The sequence below is a fragment of the Methanomassiliicoccales archaeon genome, from assembly GCA_013415695.1.
GTDB lineage: Archaea > Thermoplasmatota > Thermoplasmata > Methanomassiliicoccales > JAAEEP01 > JAAEEP01.
Genome location: JAAEEP010000007.1, coordinates 61693 through 85992, shown reverse-complemented (window position 1 = coordinate 85992; position 24300 = coordinate 61693). Strand labels below are relative to the sequence as shown.

Annotated in this window: 23 protein-coding genes; 16 read left to right on the top strand and 7 right to left on the bottom strand. The window is 50.1% G+C overall.

Annotated elements, in window-relative coordinates; all coding sequences use genetic code 11:
- Positions 1-35 precede the first annotated feature (35 nt).
- Entirely contained in the window at positions 36-746 is a 711-nt protein-coding gene (locus GKC03_05060; GenBank protein NYT11908.1) for an AAA family ATPase, read from the top strand.
- Here the strand turns inward: GKC03_05060 and GKC03_05055 are convergent.
- The gene (locus tag GKC03_05055; protein ID NYT11907.1) at positions 743-2923 is read right to left on the bottom strand and encodes a DEAD/DEAH box helicase; all 2181 of its coding nucleotides are present in this window, start codon (positions 2921-2923) and stop codon (positions 743-745) included. The genes GKC03_05060 and GKC03_05055 overlap by 4 nt on opposite strands.
- The gene (locus tag GKC03_05050) at positions 2913-3833 is read right to left on the bottom strand and encodes a DMT family transporter (GenBank protein ID NYT11906.1); all 921 of its coding nucleotides are present in this window, start codon (positions 3831-3833) and stop codon (positions 2913-2915) included. The genes GKC03_05055 and GKC03_05050 overlap by 11 nt, the downstream gene beginning before the upstream one ends.
- Positions 3834-4069: 236 nt before the next feature.
- Here GKC03_05050 and lonB point away from each other — a divergent pair, with 236 nt between their 5' ends.
- The 8 genes from lonB to GKC03_05010 all read left to right on the top strand — a co-directional run bounded on the left by lonB (position 4070) and on the right by GKC03_05010 (position 10945).
- Positions 4070-6001, top strand: a complete 1932-nt coding sequence (gene lonB, locus GKC03_05045; GenBank protein ID NYT11905.1) for an ATP-dependent protease LonB — start codon at positions 4070-4072, stop codon at positions 5999-6001.
- A gap of 91 nt (positions 6002-6092) precedes the next feature.
- On the top strand, positions 6093-6617 hold the full coding sequence (locus GKC03_05040; GenBank protein NYT11904.1) for a nicotinamide-nucleotide adenylyltransferase: 525 nt from the start codon (positions 6093-6095) through the stop codon (positions 6615-6617).
- An 8-nt stretch (positions 6618-6625) separates the two neighbouring features.
- The gene (locus tag GKC03_05035; protein NYT11903.1) at positions 6626-7099 is read left to right on the top strand and encodes a CinA family protein; all 474 of its coding nucleotides are present in this window, start codon (positions 6626-6628) and stop codon (positions 7097-7099) included.
- 69 nt (positions 7100-7168) lie between these two features.
- Positions 7169-7345 carry a hypothetical protein gene (locus tag GKC03_05030; GenBank protein NYT11902.1) on the top strand — a complete coding sequence of 59 codons (177 nt, stop codon included), beginning with the start codon at positions 7169-7171 and terminating at the stop codon, positions 7343-7345.
- 112 nt (positions 7346-7457) lie between these two features.
- Positions 7458-8294 (top strand): recombinase RecA, encoded by an 837-nt coding sequence (locus GKC03_05025; protein ID NYT11901.1) that lies wholly within the window; start codon positions 7458-7460, stop codon positions 8292-8294.
- Between the two features lie 4 nt (positions 8295-8298).
- Complete coding sequence (locus GKC03_05020; protein ID NYT11900.1) at positions 8299-8994, top strand: KaiC domain-containing protein; 696 nt, start codon at positions 8299-8301, stop codon at positions 8992-8994.
- Between the two features lie 52 nt (positions 8995-9046).
- A complete protein-coding gene (locus GKC03_05015; protein NYT11899.1) occupies positions 9047-9400 on the top strand; it encodes an META domain-containing protein in 354 nt (117 codons plus the stop codon).
- Between the two features lie 99 nt (positions 9401-9499).
- Complete coding sequence (locus GKC03_05010) at positions 9500-10945, top strand: bifunctional metallophosphatase/5'-nucleotidase (GenBank protein NYT11898.1); 1446 nt, start codon at positions 9500-9502, stop codon at positions 10943-10945.
- Between the two features lie 3 nt (positions 10946-10948).
- Here the strand turns inward: GKC03_05010 and GKC03_05005 are convergent, their stop codons facing one another.
- Positions 10949-11815: a sulfurtransferase gene (locus GKC03_05005; GenBank protein ID NYT11897.1), complete on the bottom strand. Its 867-nt coding sequence runs from the start codon at positions 11813-11815 to the stop codon at positions 10949-10951.
- A 208-nt stretch (positions 11816-12023) separates the two neighbouring features.
- On the opposite strand from GKC03_05005, the gene GKC03_05000 reads away from it, so the two are divergent.
- A complete protein-coding gene (locus GKC03_05000; protein ID NYT11896.1) occupies positions 12024-12929 on the top strand; it encodes a phosphoribosylaminoimidazolesuccinocarboxamide synthase in 906 nt (301 codons plus the stop codon).
- A gap of 13 nt (positions 12930-12942) precedes the next feature.
- Positions 12943-13188 carry a MoaD/ThiS family protein gene (locus tag GKC03_04995; protein ID NYT11895.1) on the top strand — a complete coding sequence of 82 codons (246 nt, stop codon included), beginning with the start codon at positions 12943-12945 and terminating at the stop codon, positions 13186-13188.
- Here GKC03_04995 and GKC03_04990 read toward each other — a convergent pair whose 3' ends face one another.
- Together GKC03_04990 and GKC03_04985 are read right to left on the bottom strand one after the other, a co-directional pair.
- Positions 13189-13614, bottom strand: coding sequence for a UPF0179 family protein (locus GKC03_04990; protein NYT11894.1), 426 nt, complete (start codon positions 13612-13614; stop codon positions 13189-13191).
- Positions 13615-13626: 12 nt separating this feature from the next.
- Positions 13627-14694, bottom strand: coding sequence for an NAD(P)-dependent glycerol-1-phosphate dehydrogenase (locus tag GKC03_04985; protein ID NYT11893.1), 1068 nt, complete (start codon positions 14692-14694; stop codon positions 13627-13629).
- A 71-nt stretch (positions 14695-14765) separates the two neighbouring features.
- Between GKC03_04985 and GKC03_04980 the strand changes: the two genes are divergently transcribed.
- The 4 genes from GKC03_04980 (at position 14766) to GKC03_04965 (ending at position 20034) form a co-directional block, all read left to right on the top strand.
- Positions 14766-15965 carry a DUF63 family protein gene (locus GKC03_04980; protein NYT11892.1) on the top strand — a complete coding sequence of 400 codons (1200 nt, stop codon included), beginning with the start codon at positions 14766-14768 and terminating at the stop codon, positions 15963-15965.
- Positions 15966-16524: 559 nt separating this feature from the next.
- Positions 16525-18903 (top strand): GAF domain-containing protein, encoded by a 2379-nt coding sequence (locus tag GKC03_04975; GenBank protein ID NYT11891.1) that lies wholly within the window; start codon positions 16525-16527, stop codon positions 18901-18903.
- Positions 18904-18997: 94 nt separating this feature from the next.
- Positions 18998-19381: a response regulator gene (locus tag GKC03_04970; protein NYT11890.1), complete on the top strand. Its 384-nt coding sequence runs from the start codon at positions 18998-19000 to the stop codon at positions 19379-19381.
- A gap of 77 nt (positions 19382-19458) precedes the next feature.
- Positions 19459-20034 carry a flavodoxin family protein gene (locus GKC03_04965; GenBank protein ID NYT11889.1) on the top strand — a complete coding sequence of 192 codons (576 nt, stop codon included), beginning with the start codon at positions 19459-19461 and terminating at the stop codon, positions 20032-20034.
- A gap of 6 nt (positions 20035-20040) precedes the next feature.
- On the opposite strand, the gene GKC03_04960 is transcribed toward GKC03_04965, so the two are convergent.
- Together GKC03_04960 and GKC03_04955 are read right to left on the bottom strand one after the other, a co-directional pair.
- Entirely contained in the window at positions 20041-21723 is a 1683-nt protein-coding gene (locus GKC03_04960) for a response regulator (GenBank protein NYT11888.1), read from the bottom strand.
- A 235-nt stretch (positions 21724-21958) separates the two neighbouring features.
- Positions 21959-22684: a hypothetical protein gene (locus tag GKC03_04955; GenBank protein ID NYT11887.1), complete on the bottom strand. Its 726-nt coding sequence runs from the start codon at positions 22682-22684 to the stop codon at positions 21959-21961.
- Between the two features lie 872 nt (positions 22685-23556).
- Here GKC03_04955 and GKC03_04950 point away from each other — a divergent pair.
- A complete protein-coding gene (locus GKC03_04950; GenBank protein ID NYT11886.1) occupies positions 23557-24300 on the top strand; it encodes a hypothetical protein in 744 nt (247 codons plus the stop codon).

The following is a 24300-nucleotide window of genomic DNA, read 5'->3' as shown; positions in this document are numbered from 1 at the left end:
TATCTCAGCCTGACAATCTAGAGCCGGGCGTCCCGATGGAATCTGAACCGCTGAAGAGACACAAGACTTATGTGAGCGGCTTCGATGAGAACATCGGTGGAGGCATTCCACAAGGGCATATCGTTTTCATCGCAGGCGTCACTGGCTCAATGAAATCGTCACTTGCGTACTCCATTCTGTTCAACAACGCCAAGAACGAAGGGGTGAACGGACTCTACATCTCTCTGGAGCAGAGCAGAGCCACACTGGTTCGTCAGATGGAGGGCATGGGATTCATTGGAGAGACCCTGGGTCGATTGGAAGTCTTGGACCTAGGGGAGATTCGACTCTCCTCGGAGAGCCCTGACTGGTTCGACACCTTCCGTTTCGCCGTGGGGGAGACCAAGCGACGTCTCAACTACGAACTTCTGATCATCGACTCCTTGGGGGCGCTGCAGATTATGTCCAGGTTCCAGAGCCCGAGGGAGGACATCTTCCGATTCTTTGAATGGTTGCGCTCACTCAAGATCACGACCTTCATCATTTCCGAGATGCCGGTCGGGCCTTATTCGTGCTACGGTACCATGGACACCGATTTCCTATCGGACGGCATCATACACATGTCCATGGCGCAGGTGGGGGACACTGAGGTCCACCGCCGCATACGGTGTGTGAAGATGAGGGACACCGACCACGCAAACTCCTACTTCTCCTTCCTTAAGAGCAAGTCCGGATTCTCTGTCACGAGAGCCATATCAGAGTTCTAAAAATCATCGAGCCTGAGCTGCCCACCCTGGGAAGAATCCTCCTCTTTGGTTTCTCCTCCGGATTCGTCCGCGACGATATCGATCACGCCGCCTACCTGTTCCTTGATCTTGATTGCCAGAGCATCTCCTATGCCCGGTATCCTTGAGATCACCCCGACGTCAGCTTTCTTGAGATCAGCCGCGCTCTTCAGGCCGCGGTCGAATAGCGCCCTTGCGCGTGCCCTTCCAACACCCCTCAGAGATGTGAGCTCCAGGAGCTCCTTCTTCACACCGTACCTGACCCTAGAGATCATCTCCGTGATCTCAGGGTAGGCGTCCTTGTTGAAGATGTTGGCCATCTCCCTCATCGAGTACAACAACCAGTCCGCCGTTTCCACCTTGTTGCGGAGATCTCCAGGGCCGATGCCATATTGCTTGAGAATGTCGTCCTCGTCCATCTCATCTATCCAGTTCTCCAGCAGCAGTGCGGTTTTGAGATCTGACAGGTAGAACTCGTACTCGGTGAGATCGTCGGGGATGGGCAGAAGCATCTCCTCCCCCCTGGTGAGAAGGACCTCCTCCACCCTTTCGTAATCGTTACGCCTCAGGTACATCGAGAGCATGTCTGGTGCAGAGCAGATCGCATGCAAAATGCCAAGAGAATGATTCTCTCCTCTCATTTTACGGAGCGCGTCCCTGAGCTGCACCGCTGACAGGGGATCGATGTATAGGTCAGACACCCGCTTGCCATAGAAGGTGGCTCTCAGTTCCATTTTCCCAAATATCATCTCCTCTCTCTGAAGAAAATCGAGAACATTATCCATAGAACTCTCCAGATGATAGAGCTCCGTCTGGTGTGCGAAAAAGGTGGTCCCCATGAAATCCAGGAGGGACTCCCTGGAGCTAGCGGTGCCCGTGGCCACCGTGGCAAGTATGTGGCTCCTCATGACAGGCTCGCTTCCAAGCTTTGAGTAGATCTCCTCAGTATCGTTCAGGAGGTAATTCTCCATGAGGAACTGCTTCTCCCCCTCATCCTTTGCCAGGAGTATGGCCTCCCCCCAGGGATCGTACCTTGGCCTACCGGCACGCCCGCACATCTGCTTGATCTCAAGGACTGGGATCGAGACATGGCCGTAGCCTCCTTCGTAGCGGTATACATCCCTTATCAAGACCCTCCTTGCTGGCAAATTGATACCCGCTGCAAGGGTAGGGGTGGCCACGATGCACTTGATATCCCCCTTTTTGAACGCTCTTTCCACTCCTCTCCTCTGCTCGTTGGTCAGGCCCGCGTTGTGGAATGCGATCCCCTTCCGGACGCAGGACTTCAATCTCCTGGCCATGGTGGTCTCTTCGTCCAGCTCTTCGGCCTCTCCCATCCCACCCCCGATGAGCTTCCTCATCCGAGCCGCGTATTTAGAGGCTAGCGACTCCGTGGAACGGCGTGTGTTCACGAAAACCAGGCACTGACCTCCCTCTTGCACTACGTCCCTGACCAGGCTCCATACTGGATCGTCTATGCATTCTATCTCGCGGGACGTGTTGTCCGTGAAGTGTATGGTGCCCTCAAGGAAAACCCCCTCCTTGAGAGGGACTGGCCTCCAGTCATCTGCCACCAGTTCGGCTTCGAGCCATTCCGCCAGCTCGGCCGCGTTCTTAATGGTGGCGGAGAGTGCGATTATCTGCAGGGAAGGATTGAACTTTCTGAACTTGGCCAGGGTGACCTCCAGGGTTGGCCCCCTTCCAGGATCATGGATGAGGTGAACCTCGTCAGCCACCACCAAGGATATCGAGGAGAGCCATCCGCTCCTGTGACGGAGGAGCGAATCAGCCTTCTCGGAGGTCGCGACTATTATATCGAAGTCCTCGAGCCTTGGGTCAGGAGTATCGTACTCACCCACGGATATGGCGGTCCTCACCCCTAGTGGTCTGAACATCTCCAGGTCATCGACCTTCTCTGAAGCAAGGGCCTTCAGGGGGACTATGTAGAGAACCTTACCCCCTTGGTCAAGAACGTGTCTTAGGGCCGCTAGGTAAGCGATCAGCGATTTTCCAGAGGCCGTTGGAACGGCGACGACCAGATTCTTTCCGGAAAGGGCGAGGGGTGCTGATCTCTCCTGTGGGGGATAGAGTTCCTCGATACCATGTTGAGCGAGTATTTCAGAGACCCCATCAGGTATGTCCAGCTGGTCAAGCCTCATGAGGGGCACCTCGTAAACGGCTTACCAATCGATATTGAGCGATCGCCACCCCCAGGATCACAACCCCGCCAAGCAGGAAAGTCTGGAGAGGAAGGATCTCCTCTATGATGAGGTAGGAGATGATGATGGCGAACACTGGAATCAAGTATATGAAGAAAGCCAGCTGAGATACCTCTTTTGTCTTCAGGACCCAATTGTAGAGGATGAAAGCAAGGCATCCAGGGAATACGGCAAGGAACAGTATAACGATCACGATCTGAGTATCGAACTGGTACGAGGCTCCGGGTTCAAGAGTTGCCATAAGTAGCAATAGAATGGACCCGATTATCAACATCCAACCCACAATCTCAACTGGGTTGTGCTTTCTCAGTGCCACCTTCGTCGCCACTCCCGATAGGGAGTAGCATATTGATGAGAGCACGACCACGAGATTCCCCACGAAGGTGGAATTCGAAAAATCTATGCCGTCCTGGGCGATGAGTAGGAAGGTCCCTATGATCGCTACGATGCTGCCCAGGATCTTGTCCGGGCCAAGCCCTTCACCTAAGAGTAGGACCGCGAAGATGAGGGTGAACACCGGTCCCGCGGCCTGAATGATAGAGGAGAGTGAGGCTGTGGTGAACTGCAGACCCACATTAAGAAGGGCATTGGGGAGCGCCAGTCCTATAATTCCGATGAAAGTGAGGACCTTCCAGTCATTCCGGAACTCCCTCAGTGACTCTCGAGGTGATTGGCGTAAGAACAGTACGACCACCATGATGACGGCCCCGATCCCGAATCTTATGGCAGCGAAACCGATGGGGGGGAGATAATCCAACCCCATCTTGATCAATGCGAACGATGAAGCCCACATCAAAACCGCCAGCAGGACCGCGGTCACGGCAATTGGCGAGTACCGATTTTCGGACACGCTTTCCAGAAAGAAGTTCGGTTTAATTAACCTAAGTGCTGGCAGAGTACTAGCAGTCATGAATTCGAAGTAGGATTAACGGCCCTTCAGAACCAGATCTTTTTTCTCATCTGGCTACTTTGACTAAAAACATATCTATATGGGAAAGCTTAATTAGTGGTAGCTTTATGAGACGAATTAGTAATGAACAGTGAAGGTGATCTATGAGTAATGAAGACTCGGGAATCGATGAATCTCTGGCAAATATCGAGGATTGGATTCCAACTCAAGATTTTCAGACCACTGCGGATATCAAGATTCCCGACAAGCTGGCTGACCAGGTTATCGGTCAGGATTCTGCCGTTGAGGTGATCAAGAAAGCGGCAGAGCAGAAGCGTCATGTCATGCTCATCGGCGACCCGGGCACTGGGAAGTCGATGCTCGCAAATTCAATGACGGAGTTCCTCCCCAGGGAGGAGTTACAGGATGTAATTGCCTATCACAACTCGGAGGATCCCAACGAGCCTAAGGTTAGGGTCGTTCCTGCTGGAAAAGGCAGGGAGATCGTAAATGCCCAGAAGAGAGAGGCCATGCAGCGAAAGCAGCAGAAAGCCTCCATGATGACGGCAATATTGTTCATGATCGTGGCCCTCACCGTGGTTCTATACATCCAATCTGGGATGAACGATCCTACCATAATCCTCATGGGCATCGTCGCTGCGGCCATCATCTTCTTCGCAATGAGATACTCAGGCAATAGATCTGAGAACTTCATGGTCCCGAAGCTGCTAGTAGCGCACGAAGACGGTGATATTCCTCCATTTATTGATGCGACCGGCGCTCACGCCGGTTCGCTGCTGGGAGATGTGAAACACGACCCATTCCAAAGCGGGGGTCTGGAGACACCAGCCCACGAGCGGTTGGAGGTCGGAGCCATTCACAAGGCCAACAAGGGCGTGCTGTTCATAGATGAGATCAACATGCTTCGCATGGAGAGCCAGCAGTCACTGCTTACCGCTCTTCAGGAGCACAAGTTCTCCATCACTGGACAGAGTGAGCGATCATCGGGCGCCATGGTGAAGAGCGAGGCCGTTCCCTGCGATTTCGTGCTGGTTTGCGCTGGAAACCTCGACGCTATCAGGGGAATGCACCCCGCCCTGCGTTCAAGGATTCGCGGTTACGGCTACGAGGTGTACATGAAGTCCACCATGCCCGATACCCACGAGAACAGGACCAAGCTCATACGATTCGTCGCACAGGAAGTCGCAAAGGACAAGAAGATCCCGCACTTCGACCGCACCGCGGTGAGTGAGATCCTGAAGGAGGCTCAGCGCCGCGCTGGTCGCAGGGGAACGCTGACCCTCAGACTGAGGGAGCTCGGGGGTCTGGTTCGCGTTGCAGGAGACATAGCCAGGGAAGAGCATTGCTCCATGGTGAATGCCGAGCATGTGCTAAAGGCGAAGTTGATAGCCAAGTCCCTGGAGCAGCAGATCGCGGACCGCTACATCGAGATGCGCAAGCTCTACCGCACATTCTCCATCGATGGTGAGGCAGTGGGCTCCGTGAACGGATTGGCCGCGCTTAACGCAGACAGCAGCATGTCTGAGTATTCGGGTATCGTCCTGCCCATAGTCGCTGAGGTGACGCCCGCTCAGACAAAGAGCGGCGGCAGGATCATAGCTACGGGCCAGCTCGGCGACATCGCTAAGGAGGCGGTCCAGAACGTATCCGCTCTGATCAAGAAATACACGGGTGAGGACATTAGCAACCACGATGTTCATGTCCAGTTCGTGGGCACCTACGAGGGAGTGGAGGGAGATTCCGCTTCCATATCGGTAGCGACGGCCGTTATCTCTGCTTTCGAGGACGTCCCAGTGGATCAGACAGTGGCCATGACCGGCTCGCTGAGCGTGAGGGGAGTGGTGCTGCCCGTGGGCGGAGTTACCGCAAAGATAGAAGCGGCGGCGGAGACCGGACTGAAGAAGGTTCTCATTCCCAAGGACAACCTCAAGGATGTTGTGCTTGAAGACCGCTATCGCGACGTGATCGAGGTCATTCCGGTAGAGAATCTCAACGAGGTCCTTAGATACGCCCTGGTGAGCGGCAAGAAGAAAGAAGGCCTCATGAACAAGCTCACCAAGCTGGTAGAGCTTGGACCGGGTCCTGCATCACGCATGCCTACCGCATGAAACACCTTCCAATTCTCAATTCATTCTTGTTTCTCAGCGAATCTCTTAAAATATTAGTATTGAGTTCCGTTTCATATCCAGAGGACCAATCATGAATACCGATGATTTCGTTGGTCTGATAATAGGCCGGTTCCAGCCATTCCACAAGGGTCACTTTGAGGTCATTAAGACCATTGCCAATGACTGCGATGCCATTGTGATCGGAATCGGAAGTGCGGAACTCTCCCACACAGTTGACAACCCCTTCACAGCTGGGGAGAGGCATCTCATGATCTCTCGGGCACTCAAGGAAGAGGGATTGAACGAATTCTACATCGTTCCCATAGTGGACATTCACCGCTACGCTGTCTGGGTATCACATGTCGAAGCCCTAGTACCTCCCTTCAATGCAATCTACTCCAACAATCCCCTCACACGACGACTGTTCAGGGAGGCAGGATATGAGGTGCGAAACTCACCTCTCTATAATCGAGAGATTTACTCAGGCACCGAGATCCGCAGGAGGATCATTGAGGGAGGGAATTGGGAGGACCTTGTCCCGAAGAGCGTGGCAGAGGTCATCATGGAGATAGATGGGGAGAGCAGGGTCAAGGACCTGAAGGATGGCCTATTCTAGGTGCGTTCATGATCGCAGAGAAGGTTGGGGAACTGCTAAGGGCTAAGAGCATCACCCTTGCGGTGGCAGAATCATTCACCGGCGGACTTGTTTCGAATATGATCACCGATGCACCGGGCTCCTCCGAGTACTTTCTTGTTGGCCTTGTGACTTACAGCAACGATTCAAAGAAATCCCTTCTGGGTGTGAAAGAATCGACCATGATCGAGTACGGCACGGTGAGCGAGGAGGTCGCCAGGGAGATGGCAATCGGAGTGAAGGAGATCGCGGGTGCTGATATGGGGCTCTCCACCACGGGCATCGCAGGACCTTCCGGAGGCACGGAGGAAAAGCCAGTTGGCTTGACTTATATCGGATTGTCCTATCGGAGTGAGATGTTCGTAGAGAAAATGATCCTTCCTGGAAGTCGGGAGGAGATTAAGAGGGCAGCGGCAATTCATGCGCTGGACAAAATCTTACAAGTCATTGAATGTGACGAATGATAGGAAGTTAGTCTCGGAATTCTCTCGGACGGAAAATATTAAAATCATAAACTCAAGTATAATTGCTCAGTGAAGGATATATCCAAGGCAATGGACAGGGCGGAGGAGTTATTGATCAACGGGCTGTACAGCAATGGTTCTTCCACATTCTTCGGGTTCGCCTATGCCATATTCTATTTTGTCAAGAGGCGTATAAACTCGGAAACGATGGTGGGAACCGAGACGACCTCCGAAATTGATAACTGAGATATATTACCGTTATCCACCGTTAGCAGATTCTAAGGCAAGGCCAGTTCATGTAAATCAAAGAAAAGGTCTTTAAATAGCGAGTAGGATACACCCGGAGTCAGGTGTTGGGATGGGTGCGCCAATCAAGAGAATCCCCACTGGGGTAGCTGATTTTGATTCCATAATCAACGGAGGATTTCCTGCCGGCTCGGTAGTGCTCCTACTTGGAGAACTGGGAGCTGGGCAGGTCGAGTTCTCGCTTACTTCCGCTGCAAAGCTGGCCCTGGTGAAGGACCACCCAGAATCCATGGACTATTTCCTGGGTAGGAGTCTGAAAAACCGGAAGCTGCCTGAGAAGCTCTGCTATGTGACCTTTGCCCGGTCCGAGGAGGACATCCTTCAGGAGATATCAATCTCCTTCAACGATGAGTTCTACGAGGCTTTCAAGAATAATGTGATCTTCAAGGACTTCTCCGCCAGCTATTTCAAGCACACACTGGTGCCAAGCAGCTGGACTGGGGAAATGTCCCTCTTCGGTACAAAGGCCGAGGACAATGTGCTGGAGGGACTGGTAGAATTCCTGGATGAGAACGCCCCGGAGAGCCTGATCATCATCGATTCGATCACTGATCTTGTAGTCAATGCCAAGATAGAGATCAATGACCTGATCTCCGTTCTTCGAGGCATGCAGCGCATGGCCAAGAGGTGGGGCGGGGTTATCTATCTCATTCTCGCAGTTGATATACTGGAGAAGAAGCTGCAGAAGATGATCATGGACTCGGTGGACGGTTCCCTAGTGTTTGAGTGGAGCAAGTTCCAGCAATCCTCGAAGAGGCAGCGCTACCTGTATGTGGAGAAGTTCATGAGCATTCTGCCCCATCTCGACAAAGAGAGGATAGCTAGGTTCGCGACTGTGGTCACCTCACAGAGTGGCCTGGTGGTCATCGACACAGAGAGGATAGGGTGATATCGTGGAGAGGGTAAAGACTGGAATATCTGGACTCGATGAGATGCTGGGGGGAGGTTTCCCCAAATCACACAATATTGTGGTGATGGGATCGTTCGGTACGGGAAAGACCACCTTCGGGTTGCAGTTCCTGTTCCAGGGAATCAAGGAGGGTGACAAGGGCATATTCATCACCCTCGAGGAGGACGAAGAATCCATCATCATGGATGGCCAGTCATTCGGCTGGGATCTTAGACCGGCCGTCGAGGGGGAACAGCTGGTAATAGTCAAGCTGGAACCTACGGATGCCCTATCCACGATATCAAGAATCAAGAGTGATCTTCCCAAGTTCATCAAGTCCTTCGGTGCTTCCAGGATTGTCATCGATTCCATCTCGCTACTCAACATGCTTTTCGAGACCGAGCACGAGAAACGCGCCAATCTCTTTGCCCTCACCCAGATGATAAAGGAGACGAACGCGACTTGTCTGATGACCGCTGAGGTGAACGACAAGAACCCCAATGCCTCCAGGGACGGTTTGGTCGAATACACCGCGGACGGTGTGGTGGTGCTCCAGTATGAGGAACCTGAGGACAAGGGGGAGATACTCCTGACCCTCAGGGTAGTCAAGATGCGACGCACCGACCACTCTCGCAGGATACGGCCCTATTCTATCGGTGATGGGGGAATACTCGTTCACACTGGGGCTGAGGTCTTCTGAATAGGAAATATGATATCGGTCTAGCTCCCAATCGAAATAAGTTGGAGCTTCCATGAATTCGAATAAGAGCAGCCTCCCAGTGATCGATCGCATCTGGAGCCTGGAGGAGATGGTTCTGGGGAAAAGGACCTTGAAAGCCGAAAAAGGACTGTTCACGCTCTTTCTAGAGGTCGATGGCAATGCCAGGATGAGAGTGGACTGCAACCGAGCCCATGGTTCCTATAGGTTGAGAAAAGACTCACTCTCTTTTGGACCGTTGGCAGCGACCAGGGCCTATTGCGGTGGTGAATCCCTTCACGATCATTTCCTTCAGCTCATAGAGGCGACACATTCATACCAGATACAAGGCGACAGGCTTACCCTGATCTCACTTGATGGCATGCTCATCTTCTCCCCTCTGGGATGAATAGATCCCTGAGATCTGATAATCATTCATCATTCAGAAAAACTAATGAGATTCAGAATCCAATATTCATCGGACAGTAGAAGAGTGGGGACCGATTGAATGACGGACAAGAAACTGACCATATTCCAAATGAATGATAGCCATGCCTATATCGAAGAGCACAATGAATTCTTCTGGCACGGCGACAAGGCGGAATATCACACCGTAGGAGGATTCTCCCGCATAGGTCATTTGATCAAGGAGGCCAAGGACGAGCGACCAGATTCCGTGCTCGCGTTGGACTGCGGCGATACCATTCATGGGACCTATCCCGCGGTCACGACCCAGGGGGAGGCGGTCGTACCGATTCTAAACGCAATGGAGTTCGATGCCATGACCGCCCACTGGGAGTTCGCCTATGGTCCCAAACAGCTCAAGAAATTATCCCAGAAACTGGATTTTCCTGTCCTGGGCATAAACTGCTACGACAGGAAGACTCGCCGACCATTCTTGGATCCGTATATCGTCAAGGAGATGGACGGACTCAATGTAGCAATCGTGGGACTGGCATCCAACATTGTGGACAAGACCATGCCCTCCTCGTTCAGCGAGGGACTGAGGTTCACCCTGGGGAGGTTCGAGCTTCCCAGCATAATAGGCAGGCTTCGTAAGGAAAGCAAGGCGGACCTTGTGATCCTCATCTCACACCTGGGCTTCCCTCAGGACATGATGATCGCGGAAGAGGTGGTGGGCATCGATGTGTTGTTGAGCGGCCATACTCACAACAGGCTCAGTCATCCAGTGAAAGTCAAAGATACCATCATCATCCAATCGGGGTGCCATGGTTCATTCCTGGGAAGATTGGATGTGAATATCGAAAGGGGCAGGATAAGGAGTTACGATCATAGCCTTATAACTATAACTCCTGACATCCCGCAGGATGAGCAGGTAGAAGGGTTGGTCCAGGATGCAGTAGGCCCATGCAAGGACCTCATATCGGAGGAGGTCGGACATTGCACCACTACCTTGAACCGCAACACCGTTCTGGAGGCGACCATGGACAACCTTCTCCTGCAGGCGATCCGCGAGGCAGCTGGAACGCAGCTAGCGTTCTCCAACGGATGGCGTTACGGATCCCCGGTCCCTCCCGGTAAGATCACTCTCAACGATCTGTGGAACATTGTTCCCACTAACCCCTCAGTTTCCACGGTCGACCTATCCGGAAAGGATATCTGGGACTTGATGGAGGATAGCCTGGATAGAACCTTTGCCCGGAACCCATTCGACCAGCAAGGTGGCTACGTTAAAAGATGTATAGGCCTCAACATCTACTTCAAGGTCGAGAATCCCAGGGGTCACCGCATCCAGGATATTTTCGTGGAGGGCGAACACATGGACCTCAATCGCTCATATTCGGCCGCATTCATGACCACCCAGGGAATCCCACTTGGTTACGGAATGCGGAGGATCGACCTGGGAGTGAGCGCTATAGACGCTCTGAAGGGCTACCTTTCGTCCAGGGATGCGGTCTCCGCTGAACTCACCGGGACTGTTGTGGCCGTCTAATCCTCACCTGGGATTTTTGCCTATCACCGTCGGGTTGTCCAGGTAAGAGATCCACTCCGTGAAGCTGCCCTCGTAGATCTTGACCTTAGGATGGCCAAGGTACCACTTCAGCAATGTGAACTCGTTGGTGGCTTCCCTTCCAGTACCGCAGGAGCAGATGATCATTTTGTCATTGGTAACTCCCTTCTCCTCAAGGATTGAGAGTATCTCATCATCGGGCTTGAGCTTCCTAGTGTTCTCCTTGGTCATGAGCGATGACCAAGGTAAGCTGATAGCTCCAGGAATGTGGCCTGGTCTGCCCCAGGGTCCGCCCCCTTCATAGAACGCGGGTGGTCTGGCGTCCAATAGGATCACATCATCCCTGTCTTTTGCCACTTTGAATTCCTCATATTCAATGAAGTACTCTTTGCGGACTGTGGGCATGAAGTCGCCCGTTTCGATCACCGGGAACAGCTGATCAATCTCACGACCTTCGGTCTTCCACTTGTCGATGCCCCCATCCAAGAGGAGAACATTGTCGTGACCGTACCTAGCAAGAGAGTAGGACATCATGGTCTGTTCCAAACCATCGCCCCATCCCTTGAATGGTCCCTTTCCGGTGTAGACCACCACAGGTCGATCATTGGTCACACCTGCCCTCCTGAAGTACGGCCCTACAACATCAGGGGGAAGGAAGACAGCAGGTTTGGTGACGCCGTATGCACGGATGAAATTCTCATTCAAGTAGACCGCCCCAGGAATGTGTTCCTGGAGATAGTCGTGTACGTTGGGCTGCACGTCCATGATGAGGATGTCATCGTCCAGATGCTCATCGAGCCAGTCGGTAGATACCCACTTTACCTTTCCCTTTCCAGAAGGATACGGATAGATTTTGCTCACTTGAATCTCCAATCAAAACAATCTTGAGTTACCGATATTTCAATTGTTCCTACATACTTAGAGCTTCACAATAGTGACGACATCTCTGCTGTCATGATTGAACTGGGTCATTTCAATCATCGGCGATGGCCGGTATTTCCGTTTCCGGGTTACCAAAAGAAATATGAACGCATATCCGTTTACTTTCGACGGTAATCTGATGAAGCTGGTTAGGACGGGAAAAGTCAAAGAGGTTTACGAGGTCGATGAGAATACCTTGGAGTTCGTTTTCACCGACAGTATCTCCGTATTCGATAAGATCATACCCACGACCATCCCTTTCAAGGGAGAGACCCTCTGCAGGACCGCCGCTTTCTGGTTCCAGCTTCTCAGGAAGAATGGAATCCGCACGCATTTCACTGAGCTGGTCCCACCCAATCGCATGAGGGTGAAGAAAGTCGAGGTCATTGACGATTATGATTCCCTGACCTGCTCCTCTACCAACTATCTCATACCGCTCGAGTTCATCTCCAGACAATATGTGGCAGGTTCGCTGTTCGAGAGGGTGAAGGGAGGAGAGATCACCGCGGAAGAACTGGGTTTCTCTCCCAATCACAAGGTGAAGTACGGTGAGAGGCTTCCCAAGACATTCTACGAGACCACGACGAAGTTGGAGAAGGTAGACCGTCTGCTCTCTCGTGATGAGGCCATTGATATCTCAGGACTAACCCAGGAGGAGTACGAGAGGGTTTTGGACATCACGAAGCGCATCGACGACTTGATCATGGAGGAGTCGGAGGAGCGTTGCCTCATCCACGTTGATGGAAAGAAGGAATTCGGATTCGATGAGAAGCGTCGACTCATGGTGGTCGATACCTTCGGTACTGCTGACGAGGATAGGTGGTGGGACGAGGACTGCTACCACGGGAACGAGTTTCTAGAACTCAGCAAGGAGTCGGTTAGGAAGTACTACAAGGAGATCGGCTACTACGATGAACTAATGAACGCTCGAAGGGCGGGGCTTACAGAACCAGAGATCCCTCCACTACCCGAGGGAAAGGTGGAGGAGTTCAGCGAACTCTACATCGAAATGTTCGAGCGGATCACCGGTGAGAGCTTCAGGTGATCTGGGGATTATCGTGCGCGTACGGGTGAAGTTCTATTCCTCTTTCAGAGAGGTTACAGGTACCCCCGAGATGTATTTGGACATGTCCATGGATTCGACTGTGAATGATCTCGTGGCCAAGCTCTTGAATATGTTCCCAAAATTGAGGTTGCAGAGCGATGAAATAGTCGTTTCTCTCAACAAGAGGAGCGTACCAATGGACTCGATCCTGAAAGAGGGCGATGAGGTCTCTTTTCTCCCCCCGGTCACTGGTGGGTGATCACTCTAGATCCACCTTTATCATCTTCATCTTATCCGGGCAATCTATGTCGCCATATATTGACGCCACCCTCCACTTGGAATTCTTGAGCATTCCATGTGGATGACAGAGCCTGTATTGGGCACAGCTAATGTTCTCGCACTTGGACTCTCCCAGGGTTATCATCGATCCCTCTATGGCGAACTTAGAGGCGATAGCGCATTGGACAGGTATCTTTTCTACTTCCACAACCCGGACACCATCCTCGTGAATTCGGCATTCGTGTTTCACTTCCCTGATTCCCTTGATCTTGTATGCGCATCCAGGATCTAGGTTGAAGCAAACAGCCTTCAATCGACATTCCCGGCAATCGGTCAGAGGACCTCTGTACACGAATTCCTCGCCTTCCTTGGCCTGATGTTCACCGATAAGTGTGATTATCACCATTGCGACACCTCCCTAGATGACCTCTGTTATGGCTGCGATCCTCTCGGCGGCCTCCCGGGTGAGACCCGAGTGACCAAGGATCGTGAAACGATCCTCCCTTATGGTATGGGCCATTAGGAGCGCGTCGATGATCTGCTCTTCCTTTACTCCCAGTGCCCTGGCGTTGACCGGTGCCCCTATCTTTCTAAGGGCGCCTCTGATCCGCTTCCAGTCCCCTCCGTGTAGGTACATCATCATGACGGCCCCCACCCCGCACTGTTCGCCGTGTAGTGCGGAACCCGGGGCTATGAGATCAAGCGCATGGGAGAACATGTGCTCCGATCCGCTTGTTGGCCGGGAGCTTCCTGCAACACTCATCGATATTCCGGAGATTATGATCGGGCGGATGGCCACCCACACGCTTTCCTCCAAGTTAGGCCTTATGAGGTCGGCGCTCTCAATGATCGTCTGCGAGGTGTAGCTTGCCAGGGCGTGTGCCGATCGGCTGAATTCCACGTTCCTCATTCTTCGGGCGAATTCCCAATCCATCAAAGCCGTGGTATTGGATATGACGTCGGCGCAGCCCGCGGCAAGAAGTCTGTAAGGCGCTTTCACGATTACGCTGGTGTCCGCCACCACTCCCAGTGGGACCTTTGCCTCCAGAGACCTCGATCCATTTTCGTTCCTAATAGATGCCCTGCCCGAAGCGATCCCATCATGCGATGCCGATGTTGGAATGCTCAGGAAGGCGAGACCGAGATCCTTGGCCGCAAGCTTGCATAGGTCGATCTTGCTGCCACCGCCTACTCCCAGAATGAAGCCAGCGTCAACCTCTTTACAGATCTCCTCCACCTGCTCTACATTGGAGTAGTTCGCCTCTCCTACAATGGCGAACTGGACCTCGAAGCCTGCGTCGTTCATTACATTAGCGACCTTGTCGCCCGCAAGCTTCTTCGTGAGGTTTCCTGTGACTATGACGCCGGTGCCTCTGAGCCCGAAGTCCTGGCAGACCTCCGGGATGCTGTCAAGCACGCCATGACCAGCCAGAACATTTCGGGGAAAAAGCATCGAGCGAGCCTTGGTGAAGTCACCTTCGTCCATCCAAGCACCCTAAGTGAAGGCCAATATATATCACTCTCTTTTTCTATTTTCCGGTTCTGAAGGTTCGATGTATGCTTACCAGATTCTACGAGAGGCATAAAATCCTCTTTTGGGGGCTCATCGCGATCATCCCCCTGGTGATCCTCGTATTGGGGTGCATTCTGGCACCAGAAATCTTCTGGGATGGTTTCCTATACAAGTATTTCTGGGGTCCCATTGTATCAGACCTTGAGGGAAGGCCGATCGAGGGTATAACCGAGGGGTATAACGTTGTGAACACGATCATCTATGCCCTCACCCTTGCACTTGCCCTGCTGGCCATGTACAAAGCCTTCAAGAGGTTCCGCATAAACATGGACATTGGCCTGATTGTAGCATCGATTCCTTTCTTCCTTTTTGGAGGAGTCTCCCGAGCTTTGGAAGACGCAGTTCTTTTCCGAGGAGGGCTGGGTTACTGGTTCATTTCCCCACTGATCTATGTACTCATTGCCACCCTTTTCATCTTCTCGGGAATCTTTGGATATCTTGCTCACAAGAGAACATCGGATGTGAAGGGGAGAACCCTACTCTACATTGTCCAAGTCGCAATCATCTTGGTCATATACTACTCGGTGACTATCATCTGGAGTGGAAATCTTGCATATACATTACCACCCTACATCCCATTCTTCATAGCCTTACTCTCAGTGTTTACGTTATATGTCCTCGCCTCAAAAGAGAAGGATCCCCTAAGGTCCTTCATTCTATGCACCGGCCTTCTTGTTCTACTGATCGCAATCTCATACGCTATCTCATTCGCTTTCGATCCCGAATGGCAGAGAATATTCTCATTGATCGAAGGCCACTCGCCTACCTTAAGACCAATGGAAGCAATAATCATACCTGGAATAGCCATCGTCTTATCGGCCATGCTATGGGCGGTAGGCAAGGCGGCACCAAGCAAGCTAGGCGTCCTTGCCGCTCCAACCAGTTTCCTTATGTTCCTGGCTCATTTCCTAGATGGTACCGCAACTTTCAGGGGTATAGATCTATACGGGTACGGAGAGAAGCATGTTCTTCCCACCTTGCTCATTGACCTAGCGGGGTCAGCCGCCGTGATGCTTCTGTTCAAGTTCTTACTTGTCCTGGCCATTATCATCCTGGTTGATGTTCTCTTCAGGGAAGATTTGAAGTCCTATCCAGGGCTCGCCAATATAATGAAGTTCGCGGTAATTTTCTTAGGGATGGCTCCAGGGACCAGGGATCTGGTGAGAATCTCACTTGGAGTCTGAGAGGATTGCTTGGTTCCAAATTAGATGTTTTCCTCTCAATGACGAGATAGAATGCCGTAGGGAATAGTAAAAAACGCTCGGGAAGGCGGTTGCAAGGCGTAACTGAGTACGACCGATTAGGAGGAGAATAGGGGGGGGGTGAGCCTTTCCCGAGCGCTCCGGAAAATGGGAATGAGGATTTCATATTTAATGATTCCTGTCATAATGAACTTTTTTCGAGTATTTTCTCTATAGCTCTTTTCTACCAGCGAATAACGGAGGTTTTTCAAACTAAAAAATAGAAAGTATTTTATATTGAATTATACTCCCCCCAATCCATTTTTGACAATTTTTTACCATTATTAGTATGAATTTGATTGGAAAAATCGATACTTCGTAAAGAATCCCTCTTTCAGGATACCAAAAAGATATTTCTCATCGTCTCATAAAATGCAGACTTCGGTTTTCATCCTCCAACTCTTATATAGTGGCTCAAGATTACAATAACAGCATCGGGACGTTGCCAGTGCGCTTCAGGTGGATCGGGGGAAGGTCCTCTGACCGAAAAAGGTGATTCCCATTGAGAGCTGTTGAGCATTTCATCATCATCGTGGATATAAAGGGAAGAATAACTTGGATGGACAGAAACTCCAAGAACCTAATCCCAGATGGGATTCAAGGAAGTCTGTCTATCTTCGATATTCTTCAGGAGCAGGACCATTCCACCGTTGAGATGGCTCTCGCAGTAGCGATGGACAGTGGAAGGGAGGAGAGAACCTCAGCCCGGCTTTTGAAAACTTCGTCTGGCCAAATCGATGTCACGCTCTGGATAGATCCTCTTGAAGGCAATGATAATCTATGCACCGTGGTCATCTCCAGACCCACTTCCGAATCCGATCTGGAATTCATGGACCTCCACTCATTTGTCCTTACTGTTGACGAGGCCATGGACAAGGTCCAATCCCCGGTAATCTCTGCCGATCAGCATGCAAGAATACTGATGCTCAACCTGGCTGCTGAGGAGCTTTCGGGTTTCACCACCCGAGAGGTTCTGGGAAAGAACATCAGCACTCTCTTTACTCTTGAAGCGGGGTCCTCGGATGATTTTAAAAAAGCACTTGAAGCTGTTATGAAAGGGGACGTTAGGAATATCAATGCCCCTCTCCAAACCAAGGCGGGTAAGATAATTGATCAATCCTGGAGAATCACATATGCTGTGATCGGGGAGGAGGGAGAAGGTATACTGATGGCATTCGGCTATGATCCTCAGAAGGTCCCCAAAAACGTTGATTCAGTTGCAGAATTCGAAGATAATCTTTCATTGCTTGTCTCCAGGTCAGCGGATCTCGCAGGGGCTCTTGATCCTTCAGGGAAGGTAGATGAAGACCTCATTCGCCTGGTAGAGGCACAGTCGCTTCATTTCGGGATAATTCATGTGGATGGTCTGGACAATGGAACCATGATCTTCCACGCAGGTGCGGACAGGGCTAGAGCCGAGGGCATTCTCGATTCACCATTGCTCGATCTAGAAGAACTTTCAAGAATGGAGAAGCCCGTCGTCGTAGAGCTAGACCCTTGGGCTCACAGAGGAAAAATGCCACAAGCGGTCAATTCGATCCTATATATTCCAATAGGTTCTGGGACCTCATCAAGGGGATTTGCGATATTTGGGACCGAGGGCTCACTGAGGCGCTGGGAATCTCGAACTCCCATTCTGCAAATATTCTGCAATCAGATCTTGGCATCCCTGAGACATTCGGGACTGATCAAGATGCTCGCTAGCAGAACCATGGAGCTTCAAAGCCTCTATGAGGTATCCCATATTCTTACCTCGACGCTTGATATTGAGACCCTCTTGCAGGAAGTGGTGGAAAAAGGATGTTCTTTAGCTAACGCCAACAGATGTGATGTATATCGCACAGATGAGAGAACTGATCTACCTGTGTTGTTGAAGAGCCATGTTTTAGATGAAGGCCTCTCAGGATCTGAGTTAGACGATCTGACCATATTGGAAGTTACGAAGACTGGCAAGAGCATCGTTAATAACGAGGTGGCTGAAGAAAATAACCCATTCAGCATAAAGAGTTCTATGATTGGTGTTCCTCTTATCGTTGCGGGAGAGGTAGCAGGAGCGATGGCCCTTTACAGGTGTGCTTCGCAGTTCACTGAAAGGGACCTCAAAGTAATGGAATTGTTTGCCACCGCTACCGCCCTAGCGCTGAGGAATGCAAGCCTTTACGAGAAGTTGAACGGAACCGCCCTGGAGCTTCAAGCCTACAATGATTTTCTTGCCCATGACGTGGCCAACTACAATGTGCCCATTCATGGCTATCTCGAGATACTTTTATCGAACCCCTGCCTCGATGAGAAACAAAAGGGTTATGTCTGGAAGGCCTTGAAGCAGTCAGATAACATCACATCTCTCGTTTCGAATGTGAGAAGGTTGGCAGAGATCAGGCTGAGAGAGAGAAGCAAAGAGATGAAACCGGTGGACATAGTCCCCATCCTATCCCAGATCATAGCTGACCATTCAAACACCATATGCGAGGGCACGGTCATCCGATTCGAACCATCGATTGAGAGCGCAATGGTGAAAGGTGACGAAGAAGTCAGGGATATCTTTATGAACCTGCTCAAGAACGCTTGTCAGTATGGAGGAGGTTCAATTGTTGAGATATCGGTTTCGAGACACCTTGAAGATGGAATGGCCTACTGGAAGGTGGACTTCTCGGACCAAGGCAAGGGAATACCTGACGAATGGAAGAAGAGGATATTCCAACGATTCTGGGAAACAGATTCTGATCGCCGGGCCGAGACCAAGGGTTTGGGGCTATGTGTAGTCCAAGCATTATGCCAATACTATGGAGGAATGGTCTGGGTTAGTGACAGAGTCGAGGGAAAACCATCCTCCGGATCTGTTTTCTCTGTCATTCTTCCCATAGCAATGAATCCTAGCTGATCGTTGGTTCGGCATGCTTTCTAGCAATCCTTTCCCTGATAGGAGAAGATAAAGCAATATATCTTTGACACTTTTCACTATAAGAGAAGGACTCATGAACAAAGATCTCCACAGGATATTGATAGTCGAGGACAATGAGGAACATGTCGCTCTCGATAGAGAATACCTTCCAGAGAATGAATTCTATGTGGATTCGGCTCCGGATAAGCACACGGCCTTACAGAAGCTCAAGAATAAGAGCTATGACTTAGTGGTATTGGACTATCAGTTACCTGATGGCAACGGCATTGAGCTCTTGATTGAGATGAAATCCCTGGGAATCGATGTACCAGTAATCTTACTCACCAATTATGATGAACCTGACCTGAGCTTCGAAGCTCGAAAACTGGGCGCCGTTGATTACTGGGTAAAGGGATACCAATATTTCACCCAGCTGAGGGAGCGTATCCTTGAGAGCATCGATAGCAGTGACCTCTGAGTTTCTCAATCTCCCTATGTTACGCAATGCAAATGATATTGTACCATTTTATTCATAATTCAGGCAAGAGGAGAGCAATGGTCAGGGTAGTGGGAATATCCGGATCACCAAGGAAGGGAGGCAATACGGACATCCTTCTGGACAAAGCGCTCGAGGGCGCGAGAGAGGTTGGTGGGGAGGTACTGAAGATACGGTTGAATGATCTCTCTATGAAGGGATGTCAGGAGTGCGGAGCCTGTCAGACAACGGGAAAGTGCGTGCTGGATGATGATATGCAGAAGCTATATCGCCTCCTAGAGGAGCTTGATGTCCTCATCATCGCGTCTCCGGTATTCTTCTCTGGATTAAGTAGTCAGACCAAGATGATGATAGACCGTTGCCAGAGCCTCTGGGCCCGCAAGTACAGGCTCAACAATCCAATAGCTACCGATGGAAGGAGGCGGGGAGCATTCCTCTCAGTCGGGGGAATGAAGAGGTCGGACTTCTCAGGCGCGATTTCAACTATTAAGGTGTTCTTCACTAGCATCGATATAAAATACATTGGAGAACTCACATTTCCGGGCATCGACTACAAGGGCCAGATCAACGAGCATCCATCCGCAATGGATGAAGCTCTTATTCTTGGAAAGAAACTGGTATTATCCAATAAATGAGCTGTTTCAGGAATCTACCGGATCACCTCTCATTATGGTGATGAGACACTTCTCATCCTCATTGGCCAGGGTACTTTCCTGAGAGACTCTCACCTCGCCGAGAGCCCTTTTGGCAAAACGGGCCGAGATGCTCTTTGTGAGCATGCATATAACGGGATTCTTCCTTGTCTCGTTCTGCCAAGGACACTTGTACCCGCAGATGGTGATAATGTCATCTTCAATAGTGTAATCGAACTTCCCGCCCATCTCGTTCAGCACGGCAGCGATGCTCCTGGCGATGCCGTCGGGAGTATCCTCTCCCTCTCTGACATAGTTGTCATACAGAGCCTCCTCAAGCTTCCTGGATAGTATCAGTATGAACTCGTTCTTATCCTCTTGGGGGAGTTTTCGCTTCAGCAGGAGCGGTATCACATCGATGAGTACGTCCCTGATCCTACCTTGGGCTTCAAGAACCTCAGAACGGATCCTTTCTTTTTCGACCTCTTTCTTGGTGGTGAGATCTCTGGAAATGCAAGAATATCCAATAAGCCGTTCAGAGGCATCCTTGAGAGGGGAAAGAGTGATTGCTACCTCAACCAACCTTCCTTCCTTGTTTTGTCGGAAAGTCTCAAAATTACTGACTATTCCCCCGTTCCTAACCTCATCGAACATGGCCTTGGATTCACCCCTTCTGTCTTGCGGTACATTGACTAGTGTTTTCCCCATGGCCTCCTCCGCCTCCCACCCGTATATGGCCGTGGCAGCTGGATTCCACCCTATTACGCACCCTTTGAGATCGTAGGTGATTATCGCATCAGCCGTATTCTCCACAAGGTTTTGTAGATAGCTCCTGGTCGCTTCGATGTTCTCGAAGGTCATAGCGTTATTGAGTATGGTTCCCACCTGAGCACCCATTATGGTCAGGAGTCTCCTATCCTCTTCGTCTAGGAATTCCGATCCTTTCCCGGCTAGTACGAGGATGCCCATGACGTTATTCCCGAAAAGGAAGGGTACTGCCGCCCACATCGCCCCTCCGTGGTTGGAGTTGGTCTTCCTCAATACCGTCAGCTGCATATCAGTGGCCTCTCTGACGATCGGATGTTCTGGTGAGAGTCTGGCGAAGTCATTTTTGAACTTATCTGTCACTCCGTTCCATCTCCTAAGGATCCACTCTCCATCCTCCTTGGTGTAGATCGCTCCGGATTTGATGTTGAAGAATTCCAATGTTCTGCTTAGCACAAGATTGAGGATGGTATCGATATTGAATGTCTTGACCATCTCATTGGAAATGTCATTGAGGAAGGTGATCTGCTCCAGCATACTTCGGTTCTGCATCTTCAGCTCCTGGTAATGGATTGCCCCGTTCAGCGCATCCAGTAGCTTTTCTGCTTTGAATGGTTTGGCAATATAATCAAAAGCCTTTCCTTTGATGGCCTTTATCGCAGTATCCACCGAAGCATAGGCCGTCATGATGATGACCTCCGTATCTGGGCTGATCTCCTCGATCTTCTCCATTACTTCGATTCCAGTCATGTCCTGAAGTTGCACATCGATAATGGCCACATTGTAGAAATCTTCAGAGATCCTCTTGAGACCTTCCTCTCCGCTACCTGCAATGTCGACCTCGTATCCTTTCGAGGTCAAAACTTCTCTGAGTATCTCCTGGATACCCTTTTCGTCGTCGATAACCATCAGTCTCTTGGAGGGCATCTCACTCTCAACTCCGTTTGATTCTAAGCAATCTATTGGATACCCCGAATATGACCTTCCCTCTTTCCGGCTGTCTGGAGGAGCCGGAAATCATATTAAAACTGGATATTAAGCTAGGTATAAAAACTGTCCCGTTACAAAACAGATTCTCATACTGGCTAGTTAGAATCAGGATAAGATGTTAGAAAAAGAAAAGGAAAAACGAAAAGGGTTTTCCTTGCTTTCACTTGAGTCTTTACCAGACAAATGCGCGCTCGGGACCAGCTTTGTAGGTCCAGATCATCATTATCATGTTGACGATACCAACGATGATCCACAGCCAGACCCACTCATCTTGGGTTAGAGCTCCCTGAACATCACTGACGAAATTGCCCCATGATGTCGAAGCAGCTCCAACAAAGATTCCTCCCATGATCATGTAGTACCAAGTGGTAATCATGGATAGAATGAGGTTGATCTGGTGTATTCTCGCACTGCACTTACCGTGGATCAACAGGCCCCAAGTCGTAGCCGTGATACCATAAACCCACAGCCCAAGGTTGAAGTCCCATGTGACTCCCATGTTAGCTGCGAATGGTATCAATATAAACTGGGTTGTCGCACCCCATAGAGCAGCGTCTCCAATGGGTCTCCAGTCCCAGCCCCGTGTTGCACAGAAGAATGTTCCCAAGAATAGGAAACCATACAGCGCGGGGACAACGGAGAACATCAAAGACCAGCTGCTAAGGCCCAGTGGGCCGAACGGGTCAGCTGCGAAGTGCCACACTGCCATTGTTAGCAGTGCGATAGCTGCAGCAAGACAACCCATGGCTCCGATGGCCTGCTCGGGAACAAGTTCCCCTTCGGCGGGTTTAGATCCCCACCATGCAGATCCAGCTCGGACGCCACTGGTATAGAATATCCAGTGACAGAGACCATAGACTAGTCCCATCATACCGAAAACTATTGCTGGGTTTGCCATAGTTTTCCCCCTAAGTGGTCGTCCTCAGACGGCCATAGCAATAGGTTACTTGTTTCTTGATACTTAAAGGTAGCGATATTGCCCCTTACTAAGGTAAAGCATACCTTCAAGGCGTTTAATATATGTTAGATGTAAGATATTGGCCAGTACCCTAATTTTTGAACTAATATACTATCTTTTTCGATAATTAAATCTTCCCTGTCATAATCTATCAGGGAGACCATGAAATGAGTAGCCAGCATATCAAGATAAGAGTAGTAATATTTATTAGTAATTTAATATTTATATTCTTTTTATCGAAGCTCTTTTCGGATTTCATGGATTTATGAAATCTAAAGTATCTGGGTATCATTTTATATGGATAATTTACAGCTATAAGCGGCCCACGAGGTCATTAGATGTGGTTCATTATTATCGAATTTCGATAATCATTTCTTATTTTTAAGCCAGTGTGAATAAAATTTTGTCTAAATGTAAAGAAATTCAGTGTAATATACAAGAAAATACAATGAATCTTAACTCTGTTCAATATGGGGGAATTTTTTCGCAGTCTAGAAAATACCTTTACATTTGTAAAATAGGAATTTCAAGTCCTAATCAGTGTTACCCAGGCTCCTAAGATTATCAGAAACGCCCCACTCTTGAAATCAATCCTCCTTCTTGCGTTTATCATTTGTATATACTGCCGACAATCTCTTTAAAATTATCCTAAATCTGTTCGGAAGGAACCATTTTATCGAAATATCGGGTTTTTCGTTTTTGGAACAAGGAAAATACCGGAAGTCCTATCCAAAGTTACCTTAACATATCAAGTGTGGCAGAACTTATTTTACCTATTATATCATTAAAATGGCGAGCCAAAGGTTGAGATCATGTCTCCCACTAGCTTTGGAAGGGAACCCTCTTCATTATATGGGTACTTCACAGCATTCTTCAATACTGCACCATTGCCTTCCAGGGCAATGCTCGTTCTCTATTTCGCTCTCTATCTTTTCACTCCACTCTTTGCCAATCCAGGTGGGTCCTCAGCTGAATTGATATCCGGAGTCGGTTTTGGGATACTGAGTGCAGTTCTACTTTTTGCTGCGTTGGCCATCCTCATTTTCAACCGTTCACTCTTTGGCAAGCAAAGGATGGTCGGAATGGCGGTTTTCCTGATCATGGTCTCACCTCTCACCGTCCTTGCTATCTCCATATTGGTAAGCACGCTGGCAGGAATTACCGGTGTCCCTGTGTTGAGAGCGGCGTCATCCGCACTCATCATAATCCCACTCATCTTCATGGTGACAATCCTCTTTGAAGGGGTGCTCCACTATCATAACCGGGCAAGGGAACCTCTCCTCCTGATGGCTTTTGCATTCATCTCCATCTTCCTCATGATGTACACCTTCGCCACCATACTTTATATGAATAATCTGGTCGTTTCCAATACCGGCGATTTCGCTTCATTCTACGACGTTTTCTACTTCAGCGGAGTCACATGGACAACAGTGGGCTACGGCGACTTCATCCCTTCAGGAATAGGCAAGGCATTGGCGATATTCGAATCAATGCTGGGGTGGGTATTGATGTCCCTAATAACTGCGATATTCATACGGATCCTATCGTCAGATTGA

Bases quoted from the DNA above. Each gene is read 5' to 3' on its own strand.
- GKC03_05010 (NYT11898.1), top strand. From the start codon at position 9,500: ATGACGGACAAGAAACTGACCATATTCCAAATGAATGATAGCCATGCC.
- GKC03_04990 (NYT11894.1), bottom strand. From the start codon at position 13,614: ATGGTGATAATCACACTTATCGGTGAACATCAGGCCAAGGAAGGCGAG.
- GKC03_04950 (NYT11886.1), top strand. From the start codon at position 23,557: ATGTCTCCCACTAGCTTTGGAAGGGAACCCTCTTCATTATATGGGTAC.
- GKC03_04970 (NYT11890.1), top strand. From the start codon at position 18,998: ATGAACAAAGATCTCCACAGGATATTGATAGTCGAGGACAATGAGGAA.
- GKC03_05000 (NYT11896.1), top strand. From the start codon at position 12,024: ATGAAGCTGGTTAGGACGGGAAAAGTCAAAGAGGTTTACGAGGTCGAT.
- GKC03_05025 (NYT11901.1), top strand. From the start codon at position 7,458: ATGGGTGCGCCAATCAAGAGAATCCCCACTGGGGTAGCTGATTTTGAT.
- GKC03_04960 (NYT11888.1), bottom strand. From the start codon at position 21,723: ATGCCCTCCAAGAGACTGATGGTTATCGACGACGAAAAGGGTATCCAG.
- GKC03_04985 (NYT11893.1), bottom strand. From the start codon at position 14,694: ATGGACGAAGGTGACTTCACCAAGGCTCGCTCGATGCTTTTTCCCCGA.
- GKC03_05055 (NYT11907.1), bottom strand. From the start codon at position 2,923: ATGAGGCTTGACCAGCTGGACATACCTGATGGGGTCTCTGAAATACTC.
- GKC03_04980 (NYT11892.1), top strand. From the start codon at position 14,766: ATGCTTACCAGATTCTACGAGAGGCATAAAATCCTCTTTTGGGGGCTC.
- GKC03_05040 (NYT11904.1), top strand. From the start codon at position 6,093: ATGAATACCGATGATTTCGTTGGTCTGATAATAGGCCGGTTCCAGCCA.
- GKC03_05015 (NYT11899.1), top strand. From the start codon at position 9,047: ATGAATTCGAATAAGAGCAGCCTCCCAGTGATCGATCGCATCTGGAGC.
- GKC03_04955 (NYT11887.1), bottom strand. From the start codon at position 22,684: ATGGCAAACCCAGCAATAGTTTTCGGTATGATGGGACTAGTCTATGGT.
- GKC03_05060 (NYT11908.1), top strand. From the start codon at position 36: ATGGAATCTGAACCGCTGAAGAGACACAAGACTTATGTGAGCGGCTTC.
- GKC03_05035 (NYT11903.1), top strand. From the start codon at position 6,626: ATGATCGCAGAGAAGGTTGGGGAACTGCTAAGGGCTAAGAGCATCACC.
- GKC03_04965 (NYT11889.1), top strand. From the start codon at position 19,459: ATGGTCAGGGTAGTGGGAATATCCGGATCACCAAGGAAGGGAGGCAAT.